This window comes from Arthrobacter sp. P1_B4 (genome assembly GCF_056406555.1).
The window spans coordinates 1-9,728 of record NZ_JBFTZW010000107.1 but is presented as its reverse complement, the minus strand read 5'-3'; the positions used below and the strand labels follow the sequence as shown (position 1 = coordinate 9,728).

Sequence of the window (9,728 nt, the reverse complement as noted above, 5' to 3'; positions counted from 1 at the left end):
CCATACTGGCCCAAAGGGAGGGGGCTGGATTGCGGATCCTGATGGTGGAGGATGAGGACGCCCTGGCGGAGACAGTCCGCCGCGGGCTGAGGAACGAGGGGTTCGTCGTCGACGTCGCCCACGACGGCGTGCGGGGACTCGCGGCGGCGCTGGAGAACGCGTACGATGCCATCCTGCTGGACCTCATGCTGCCGCGGATGAACGGCTACGACGTCTTGAAGGAATTGCGGCAACGCAAGGTGTGGACTCCGGTGCTGATGCTCACGGCCAAGGACGGCGAATACGACCAGACCGATGCCTTCGACCTGGGCGCTGATGACTACCTCACCAAGCCGTTCAGCTTCCTGGTGCTGGTGGCCCGGATCAGGGCGTTGATCCGGCGCGGAGCGCCCGCCAGGCCTGTCATCATGACGCTTGGCACGCTGTCCCTGGACCCCGTCAGCCACAGTGTGCGCCGCGGCGACACCCTCATCAGCCTCACGGCCAGGGAGTACGGGCTCCTGCATTATCTGATGCGCCGGCATGACCAGATCGTCTCAAAGGCGGAAATCCTGCAAAACGTCTGGGATCCGGCTTTCGAGGGCGCGAACAATGTGGTTGAGGTGTACATCGGCTACCTTCGGCGCAAGATTGATGTCCCGTTCGGGATCCACAGCCTGACCACGGTGCGCGGCATGGGCTATCTGCTCAGCGCCGACCCGACCCCTGAACCCCGTGCCGCCGGGAGTCGCGAGGAGTGACGTCGGCCGGCTCCACAGGTTCCGGAAGGGGAAGTGTGATCTCAAAGCGGCAGTGACCCGCCGGTCCGTCCGTCGGACGGATGCTCCCATGATGGGCGGCCACAATTCCCGCCGCGATGGCCAGGCCCAGTCCGCTGCCGCCGCCTTCCCGGGAACGGCTGCCATCGAGCCGGACGAACCGTTCGAAGATCCGCTCCCGGTCCGCCTCCGGGATGGGGTCGCCGTCGTTGTCGACAGTGAGGATGACCCGGTCCCCGGCCGTGTGCAGGTCCACGGCGATCCGGGACAGGGCGTGGCGGTCGGCGTTGTCCAGGACGTTCCGGAGGACCTGCGCCAGCCGCCGGGCGTCGCCGCGGATCCGGGTCGGAACGAGCTCCACCGAGATCCGGTTCCGGCTGGTGGACCGCAGCCGGCGGATCTCCTGGTCCAGCACGTCGTCAAGATCGACGTCCTTCTGCTCTACGCGCAGGCCGCCGTCATTGGCTTTGGCCAGTGTCAGCAGGTCCTCCACGAGGAAGCTCATGCGGGCCGTCTCCTCGGAGAGGACATCCTTCATCTGAAGCCACATCGCCCCGGTCGGGTCCGCCGCCGCGATCTCGATTCCGGCCCTCAGCGTGGCCAACGGGCTGCGCAGCTCGTGGCTGGCGTCCGAGACGAATCTGCGCTGTTCGGTGTCCGAGGCCTGCAGCCGGTCCAGCATGGTGTTCATGGTCAGCGCCAGGGCGTGGATTTCGTCGTTGGTGGGCGGGACGTCGACGCGCCCATCCAGCCGCTCGGCGTTGATCCGGGCCACCTGGCCACGGATCCGCTCAACCTGGCGGAGGGAACGGCCCACCAGGAGCCATACGGACACGGCCACGGTCCCGAGCAGCAGCGGCGTGGCTCCCAGCATGAACCACGCGACGGTGGAAATGGTGTCCGCCTGTATCTGTGAGGCCTGGGCCACCACCACGGTGTAGCTCAACGTGCCGGTCCGTGCTCCCACGGTGACGATGTGGTAGTCGTCGGTGTCCCCGATGCTCGGAAGGCTCGAGACGTCCTGGGTCATGGTCTGGCCCGGGCTGGGCCGCTGGGCTGACAGGGGGGCGTTGGCGACCTCGGGGTCCGAGCTGGCCAGGACGTACCCTTCGGCATCCAGCACCTGGACGAACTGGCCCGCATGCGCGGTGTCAACGATGTAGGCGCGGCCATCCTCGATGTCCATGTCCTCCATCTCGGCGATCACGTCCAGGGCCTTCTGCTGGGCTGCGGCGTCGCTCGACCGCGCCAGGGACGCCTGCAGCAGGACCAGAAGGACGAGGCCGCCGAGCAGCAGCGCCACGGCTACGACGCCGACGGCGACCGCCGTCGAGCGCTTCCGCACGCCCCATCGAATCTCGCCCCTGGCGGGGCCGGAGGGGGCCCGTTTGCCCAGTGCCATGCTCCAAGAATGCGTCAATGCGCGGTTCGGGACAACCACCGCGGCCGCCTTGCCGGCGCCGCCCGCCCGGCCGGCGCCCCGGCGGTGGCCGGAGCGCTCCCGCCTGCGCGCACGTCCCCACGGAGAGAGGCTGCTCTCAGTCTCTTCTCAGCGGGATGGGGGAGAGTGGAAATAGGCCGCAGAAGACCGGCCGCCGGCCGCCACGGGGCCGTTCGTCCACAGATTCCGGCCGCACGCTCTCCTCAACCAGTGTGCGGCCGGACACGGCACCGGGCGAAGCGGCGCAGCAGGCGCCGACAACAGCCGCTTCCCTTACTCCCTGCCGATGAGCAGCGGGCCAGCGCCTCAAGGCCGGGGCGTCACCCGGAGCCAGACGAACTGCCGGGCGTCCAGGACCAGTCCCGCGTCGAGGCACACGTGGGCGCCGGTCAGGACGTCGACGGCGCCAGCCGCGAAGCCGGAGAGCGTCAACGCCGTTACCTCCTGGGGGCCGTCGCTGAAGTTAGCCAGGGCGAGGATCAGCGTTCCATTTCCGGGACGCTGGTACCCCAGGACTCCCGGGTTGTTCGTGGCGAACCCGGCCAGCCGGGTCCCGGCCAGTTCCGGCGTCGCGGACCGTACGGACACCATCCGGCGCAGCCCGGCAAAGACCGCCCCGGCGGGGGTTTCCGGCTCCGCGCGCCGCGCGTACCCTGCGGCCGGGTAGTGCGGCCGGTGCACCCAGCGGCTGTCCGTTCCGTGGCCTTCCTCGGCGGCGTACCCGTAGTCGTTGAACTGGCCGACCTCGTCACCGAGGTAGAGCAGCGGGATGCCCCCGGTGCTGAAGGCCACCGAGTGGGCCAGCAGGATCCGGTCCACTGCCGCATCGGTTCCGCCCTCCAGCCCGCAGAGCGACGCCGTTGTGCCGGAAATCCGGCAGTCGCCGGTGCGGGGGTTGTCCTGAAAAGGCACCCCGCGGGCGAAGCTGCCAGGGAAACGGTTGACGTAGAAGGAATTGAGGAATCGCCGGTGCTCGAAGGCATTGATGCCAAGCTCGGCGGCATCCTCATCCGCAAATGTCCAGCCGATGTCGTCATGGCTGCGGACGTAGTTCACCCACGCCGTGCCGTCCGGAATATTGTGGCGCCGCTCCAGGGCCTGGGTGAGCAGGGACACGTCGCGGGTGGCCAGCGCCTCCCAGATCAGCGCCATCTGCAGGGGGTTGTAGGAGAGCTGGCACTCGGCGGGGTCAATGTAACGGGCCACCTCGTCGGGGTGGACGATCGCCTCGGACTTGAACAGCAGCGACGGCGCCGCCAGCCGGCACACGGCATTGAACGCCTGCAGCAGCGTGTGGGCTTCGGGAAGGTTCTCACAGGGCGTGCCGAGCTGCTTCCAAATGAAGGCGACGGCGTCCATCCGGAGAATGTCCACGCCCTGGTTGGCCAGGAACAGCATCTCGCCCGCCATGGCACGGAAGACGTCCGGGTTGGAGTAGTTCAGGTCCCACTGGAAGGTGTGGAACGTGGTCCAGACCCACCGTCCGTCCGGCAAGTCGACGAATGAGCCGGGGTGGTCGTCCGGGAAGATTTCGCGCACGGTTTGCTCGAACGCGTCCGGCATGGACCTGTCCGGGAAGATCCAGTAGTAGTCGCTGTAGGCCGGCTCGCCCGCGGCCGCCTTCCGGGCCCATTCGTGCTCGTCGGAGGTGTGGTTGAAGATGAAGTCGACCACGAGGCTGATGCCGTTCGCCCGCAGCTCGGCGGCGAGGTCACGCAGCTGCTCCATGGTGCCCAGCCTGGGATTGACGTCCCGGTAGCTGGAAACGGCGTAGCCGCCGTCGGAGTGCGGTTCGGGGGCCAGGAACAGCGGCATCAGGTGCAGGTAGGTCAGGCCCATTTCCTTGAAATAGGGGATCCGGGCGCGGACGCCTTCGAGGTCCATGGCGTATCTGTCGACGTAGCAAACGCCGCCGAGCATGGTATTGGACTGGAACCAGCCGCTGTTGTGTTCCCGTTCGGCGTCGAGGCCCTTGAGCGGCGCAGGCCTCTCGGCCCACGACCGGGCAGACTGCATCACTAGGTCGGTGAGCTGATCCAGCCAATCAGGCCGTGCGCCGTAGAGATCGTGGAACAGCCGGAACAAGGCCGGGAAATGACGGTCGAAGCGCTCTTCGAAGACGGCCCGGTCCGCGCCGTCCCACCCGATCCCCGTGCCCGCCGCCAAGGCCCGGAGCACATGCCGGCGGGCCTCGCTGTGGACGCCGTCGGCTAGAAGGGCGGGTTCAACCATGGAGCATCTCCTTTGACCAGTTTCAGTCCCCGACGGCGCGACGACCGTTCACATCCTTGCAGAAGGACGCGCGGGTGCCCAGCACGGCAGCCGTGTCCGGCGAGGAAAGGCAGCCGACAGCCGATGCCGCCAATGGTGCTGCCGCGAAGGTCTATAGGCTGGCGTGATGACCGCCTTGACTGATCTCCTGCCCACGCTGCTGGGCGTAGGGCTCCTGATGCTGGTCACCGTGGGGTTGCTTGCGGTTTTCCGGATCCCGCACCGGACCGCGCCGGCGCTGGCCATCCTGCGCGGGGCTGTGCAACTGGCTGTCATCAGCCTCATACTGGGCACTGTTATCACCAGTCCGGTCTGGGTCGGCGCCGCACTTCTCGTGATGTTTTCGGTGGCCGCAGTGACGGCCGCGCGACGCCTGGGGTGGAGTTGGGGCCGCCTGGCGGTAGTGGGCGGCTCGATGGCCGCCGGCATCCTGGTGACCCTGGCGATCGTTTTCGGCACGGGCGCTATGGCCCTGACGCCCCGCTACGCGCTGGCAATTGGGGGGATCGTGATCGGCAATGCGATGACCATCGCCACTCTGGCCGGCCGGCACTTTGCCGAGTCGGTGAATGAACGTTGGGATGAGGTTGAAGCGTGGCTGGCTTTGGGGGCGACGCGGCGTCAGTCGACGTTGGAGCTGGCCCGGCGCGCCGTCTATTCCGCCCTCATCCCTTCGACCGACCAGACTAAGACGACGGGACTTGTTACCCTGCCCGGGGCGTTTGTGGGTGCGATCTTCGGCGGCCTTTCACCCTTGGAGGCGGGCCGCTTCCAGATCGTCGTGCTCGCCTCGATCATGGCGGCAGGTTCCATGACCGCCGTGGCCCTGATCGGGATCATCGCGCCGGTGAGGGTGCGTCCGGTGCGTCCACGCTAGCGTCCGCGCCTTGGGCCGTCCTGACTACGCCGGCACCCGGATGACCAGGGGGTCCATCGCCTGGCCGTCGGCGTACTGGCCGTCGAAAAGTTCCGAACCGGCCTGGGAGACGGCGACCTCGACGCGCTCCCAGACGAGAAACCCCTCCATGTTGCGGGGCGCGGCAGTGCGCAGGGTGCCGACATCCGAGCGGTCCGTCCCGCCGCCGTCGCCCGTGCTGATGGACAGGACCCCGTGCCCGGCCGCGAACTCGACCCATGGATCCAGCAGCCGGACGAACATCATTCCGTGGTGACCGGCGACGCGGACATCGCCGCGGAACCGCAGCAATCCGGTGCCGCTGGCGGGATCGTACTCGGAGCCGGCGGGAGCGAAGCAGAACTCTCCGGACGCAGTGACCGTGGCGCCGTCGGCTGCGGAAACAGCACCGTCCGGGAGTCCCGAAATGTAATCCATAAAGCTGCGTTTGATACCCCAGGTCAGACCCGGCAGGGGCAGCGGGGCGGGGGAGGCGGACGTTGGTGTCACGTGGGTTCTCCTGGGCTGTCGGGCGGATCTACATCCGAGCCTAGCCGCGGATCCGCGCCGGGCTGAACTGTTGCACCGCCGCCGCTTCATCCTAAGTATTTCTCTGACGGCGTAGGCCCGCCAGGACTACTCCCGGGACGGCGGTGGTTGACTTGGATGAGTACCGTTTAGCAGGAGGTGCACCGTGGCCGCGTCCATCAGCAGGGTTTCCGGATCCGATGTGTCCGAAGACCCGTTGGATTCATATTCCGCAACGGTCATCCGCGTGGCCGAGGCTGTCACCCAGCACGTCGCCGCGCTCGAGGTGACCGGCAACGGGCGCAACGGCAGGGTGAGGGTCGGTGCGGGCTCGGCCGTGCTGTTCACCACGGACGGATATCTGCTGACGAATGCCCACGTGGTGGGTGGCGCCCAGTCCGGCCACGCAGTCTTCGCCGACGGCACCAGCACGGCCGTTGACGTGGTGGGCGCCGACCCGCTCTCCGATCTTGCCGTGGTCCACGGCAGGGCACCCACCGCGGCGCCGGCTGAACTCGGCGACGCCGAGTCCCTCCGGGTCGGCCAGCTGGTCATCGCCGTGGGCAATCCGCTCGGGCTCGCCGGCTCCGTCACCGCCGGCGTGGTCAGCGGGCTGGGCCGTTCGATCCCGGTCTGGTCCGGACGGAGCCGGCGCGTGATCGAGGACGTCATCCAGACCGACGCGGCCCTCAACCCCGGCAGCTCCGGCGGGGCGCTGGCAGACGCCCGCGGGCGGATCGTCGGCATCAATACGGCCGTGGCCGGTGTTGGGCTCGGGCTGGCCGTTCCCATCAACGCGACGTCCCGGCGGATCATCGCGTCGCTGCTCAAGGACGGCCGCGTCCGCCGGGCCTACCTGGGCCTGGTCAACACACCGATCCAGTTGCAGCCGAGCGCCGTCGTCCGGACGGGCCGCAGGGAGGGCCTGCTCGTGGTCGAAGTCCTCCCGGATTCCCCCGCCGAGCGGGCCGGGCTACGGACCGGCGACATCCTCCTGAAGGTCGGACACATGTATGTGTCCAACGCCGAGAGCCTGCAGAAACTGCTGTTCGCCGAAGCGATCGGGGAGCCGCTGGACCTTGCCGTGCTCCGGGACGGCGCGGACCTGCGACTGGTGGCCGTGCCCGCCGAGATGACCGATAACCAGTAGGGAAACCCGGTCCGGACCGGCGGTTTCAACCCRCTGGAATTTGCCCGCCGGGGGCCTAATCGCTGCCCGGCTAAACTACTTGGGTCCGCATAGCGGCGGCCCGCGGAATTACTTGGTTGGCGCCGCAATCACCTGCCCTCCGCTCCGCGCGCTTACTCAGCGGTACTGACCCCTGTACGCGTCTTTCTTTGGGCGAAAGATCGGGTAGCGGCATGCCTTGTTGCGCCCCGCCGGGCGTGTCACGGTGTCATTGGAAAGCCGGAGGGAACAGAGCCTCAGTACGGCCTGGTTTCGATGTTGATCCGGCTCTCCATAGACGATTAAGTTCGTTTTACCTGGGGAAATCGGAGAACATCGTGGATAGCCCAAAGGAAACAGCACCTTCCATTTCGGTCCGCCTCTTCGGATCATTCGAAGTGCGCCGGGACGGCGTGGCGCTCACCGCCGCCGACATGGGCGGATGCAAGCCCCGGCACATACTGGAAATCCTTCTCCTGAACCTTGGCACGCCCGTGTCCAAGACCCGCCTGATCGATCTTCTCTGGGGCGCCGGAGCCAGTGACGGCTCCGTGGCGACCCTCGAGAGCTATATCAGCGGTATCCGCCGTGCCATCCAGCCGGGGCAGACCAAGACCGGCCCGCTCCGCACGGCCAACAGTGGCTACGTCCTGGATCCTACGCTCGTGGACCTCGATCTGTTCCGGTTCCGGGACCTGGTCCGCGACGCCGGTGAGCTGGCTCCGGCGGAGGCCTACCCCCTGATGCTCGAGGCCCTGGAGATTTCCGCCGAGCCGCTGCTCGGGTTCGAACTTGCCTCCGACTGGGCCGAAGAGGCGCGCGCACGCCATGCAGCCGAGAAGGTGGCGCTGCAGATCCTCGCGGCAGAAACGGCGGCTCTGCTGGACAAACCAGACGATGCCGTCAACCTGGTCCAGGCTGCCATTCGCGCGGAGCCCCTGAACGAGCGGGCCTGGACGGTGCTGGTGACCGCCTATGAACAGGCAGGCCTGCCGGCGGAGGGCCTCGCAGCGTATGACCGCTGCCGGCGGCTCTTCGACCGCGACCTTGGCTGCAGCCCCGGTCCGGCCCTGCAGGAAGCGCATCTGCGGCTACTGCGGCAGCGCGCGGAAAGCAACTCCGAACTCTCCGAGGTACTGGCGGCGCTGCTCTATCTGGGTGAGCGGTTGAACGGGCCCAAGAGCCGGCAGCTGCCGGCGGCGGAGTCCCGGCGCATGCATGAGAACGCCGGGCGGGTGCTTGATTCCTTCCTCCAGCGCGTCCGGGCCGCGGTCTGACCCCCGCGGGGCCGCCACCGTTGGACCGGCGGCGCCGAATTGATGACCGAGATGGCCGCCACAGGGACGCGGGCGTTAGCTTCGTCACGTGGCCGGGATTCTCGGGGAATTCCGCCGCGCCGGGCCTCATACTGGGAACATCCCCGGCGGGCAGTCCCACCGCCGGGCGTGAGGAGGGCCCATGGAAACCTTGAAGAAAGTCGTCACGAACGAGTACTTCCCCGCAGCCGCTGTGCTGTCCGGAGTCATCCTGTTCTGGGTCCTGGGCCTCTTCGGCGGACTGTCCCTCCTAAGCACCCGCCAAAGCCCGGTGACCACCCTGACGTGGATGATGTTCGTCTACGCCGCAGCGGTGCTCTCGCCCCTGGCCGGGCTTGTCGCCGCCATCGACCTCGTGCGCCGGTGGCTGCGGAACCGGCAGGCGGCCGCGGCGGAATCCGCCTAGTCCGCCCCGCCTGGCCTATCCCGGCGCCCGGTCCATCCCGGCGCCCGGTCAGCCAGCCGGCGCCATGCCGCTGCCGGCGCCCTCTGTCAACCGAAGCGCGACTGTTACTCGAAGCGCGACGGATCACCCATGCCGCGCCGGACGATTTCTGCGACGCCGCTGGAGTAGTCGATCACAGTGGTTGGCTCGGCACCACAGTCGCCGGAATCGATCACGGCGTCCACCACGTGGTCCAGGCGTTCCTTGATCTCCCACCCCTGAGTGAGTGGCTCTTCCTCATCGGGAAGCAGCAAAGTGCTCGACAGCAGCGGCTCGCCAAGCTCAGCGAGCAGCGCCTGCACGACGTGGTTGTCCGGAATGCGCACGCCAACAGTCTTTTTCTTCGGGTGCAGCAGCCGTTTCGGGACCTCCCTGGTCGCCGGCAGGATGAAGGTATAGCTGCCGGGCGTGACGGCCTTGATGCTGCGGAACACATCGTTGTCGATCTGGACGAACTGGCCCAACTGGGCGAAGTCCTTGCAGACGAGGGTGAAATGATGTTTGCCGTCCAACTGCCGGATGGTCCGGATCCGGTCCAGGGCCTCCCGGTTACCCAGCTGAGCGCCCAGCGCGTAGCAGGAATCCGTGGGGTAAGCGATCAGGCCGCCTGAGCGCACGATGTCCACCGCCTGGAGGATCGAACGGGGCTGGGGGTTCTCGGGGTGCACATCGAAGTATCTCGCCATGCCAAGAGCATACGCCCGGCGGCCGCCCGGACGACCACAGCGGAGCCCGTCAGCCGACCCGAATGTCCCGCGGCGGAGCGGGGCCGGCCGCTGCTTGTGCACAGACAGTTCTGTCTGATACTTTCATTCCGGTGTAGACAAACCTGTCTACACCCCACTCATGCAGGTTTGCGGCAACGAACACCGAGAGCGAGAACCGAATGCTGTCAATGGCAGGAAA

At 67.5% G+C, this 9,728-nt stretch carries 9 protein-coding genes; 5 read left to right on the top strand and 4 right to left on the bottom strand.

Annotation, left to right across the window (positions count from 1 at the left end; translation table 11 throughout):
- Positions 1-29 precede the first annotated feature (29 nt).
- Positions 30-740, top strand: coding sequence for a response regulator transcription factor (locus tag AC1D1W_RS18575; protein WP_028276795.1), 711 nt, complete (start codon positions 30-32; stop codon positions 738-740).
- Here the strand turns inward: AC1D1W_RS18575 and AC1D1W_RS18570 are convergent.
- Together AC1D1W_RS18570 and AC1D1W_RS18565 are read right to left on the bottom strand one after the other, a co-directional pair.
- Positions 688-2,160 carry a sensor histidine kinase gene (locus AC1D1W_RS18570; RefSeq protein WP_243177790.1) on the bottom strand — a complete coding sequence of 491 codons (1,473 nt, stop codon included), beginning with the start codon at positions 2,158-2,160 and terminating at the stop codon, positions 688-690. The genes AC1D1W_RS18575 and AC1D1W_RS18570 overlap by 53 nt on opposite strands.
- A gap of 345 nt (positions 2,161-2,505) precedes the next feature.
- The gene (locus AC1D1W_RS18565) at positions 2,506-4,431 is read right to left on the bottom strand and encodes an alpha-amylase family protein (RefSeq protein ID WP_476944458.1); all 1,926 of its coding nucleotides are present in this window, start codon (positions 4,429-4,431) and stop codon (positions 2,506-2,508) included.
- A 166-nt stretch (positions 4,432-4,597) separates the two neighbouring features.
- On the opposite strand from AC1D1W_RS18565, the gene AC1D1W_RS18560 reads away from it, so the two are divergent.
- Entirely contained in the window at positions 4,598-5,347 is a 750-nt protein-coding gene (locus tag AC1D1W_RS18560) for an ABC transporter permease (RefSeq protein WP_028276798.1), read from the top strand.
- Positions 5,348-5,371: 24 nt separating this feature from the next.
- Here AC1D1W_RS18560 and AC1D1W_RS18555 read toward each other — a convergent pair whose 3' ends face one another.
- A complete protein-coding gene (locus AC1D1W_RS18555; protein ID WP_052355067.1) occupies positions 5,372-5,875 on the bottom strand; it encodes an HtaA domain-containing protein in 504 nt (167 codons plus the stop codon).
- 184 nt (positions 5,876-6,059) lie between these two features.
- Here AC1D1W_RS18555 and AC1D1W_RS18550 point away from each other — a divergent pair, with 184 nt between their 5' ends.
- The 3 genes from AC1D1W_RS18550 (at position 6,060) to AC1D1W_RS18540 (ending at position 8,783) form a co-directional block, all read left to right on the top strand.
- On the top strand, positions 6,060-7,043 hold the full coding sequence (locus tag AC1D1W_RS18550; protein WP_043436053.1) for a S1C family serine protease: 984 nt from the start codon (positions 6,060-6,062) through the stop codon (positions 7,041-7,043).
- A gap of 356 nt (positions 7,044-7,399) precedes the next feature.
- Positions 7,400-8,338 carry an AfsR/SARP family transcriptional regulator gene (locus AC1D1W_RS18545; protein WP_243177785.1) on the top strand — a complete coding sequence of 313 codons (939 nt, stop codon included), beginning with the start codon at positions 7,400-7,402 and terminating at the stop codon, positions 8,336-8,338.
- A 181-nt stretch (positions 8,339-8,519) separates the two neighbouring features.
- The gene (locus AC1D1W_RS18540) at positions 8,520-8,783 is read left to right on the top strand and encodes a hypothetical protein (protein ID WP_028276801.1); all 264 of its coding nucleotides are present in this window, start codon (positions 8,520-8,522) and stop codon (positions 8,781-8,783) included.
- Between the two features lie 104 nt (positions 8,784-8,887).
- Here the strand turns inward: AC1D1W_RS18540 and AC1D1W_RS18535 are convergent, their stop codons facing one another.
- Positions 8,888-9,508, bottom strand: a complete 621-nt coding sequence (locus AC1D1W_RS18535; protein WP_028276802.1) for an L-threonylcarbamoyladenylate synthase — start codon at positions 9,506-9,508, stop codon at positions 8,888-8,890.
- Between the last annotated feature and the right edge of the window lie 220 nt (positions 9,509-9,728).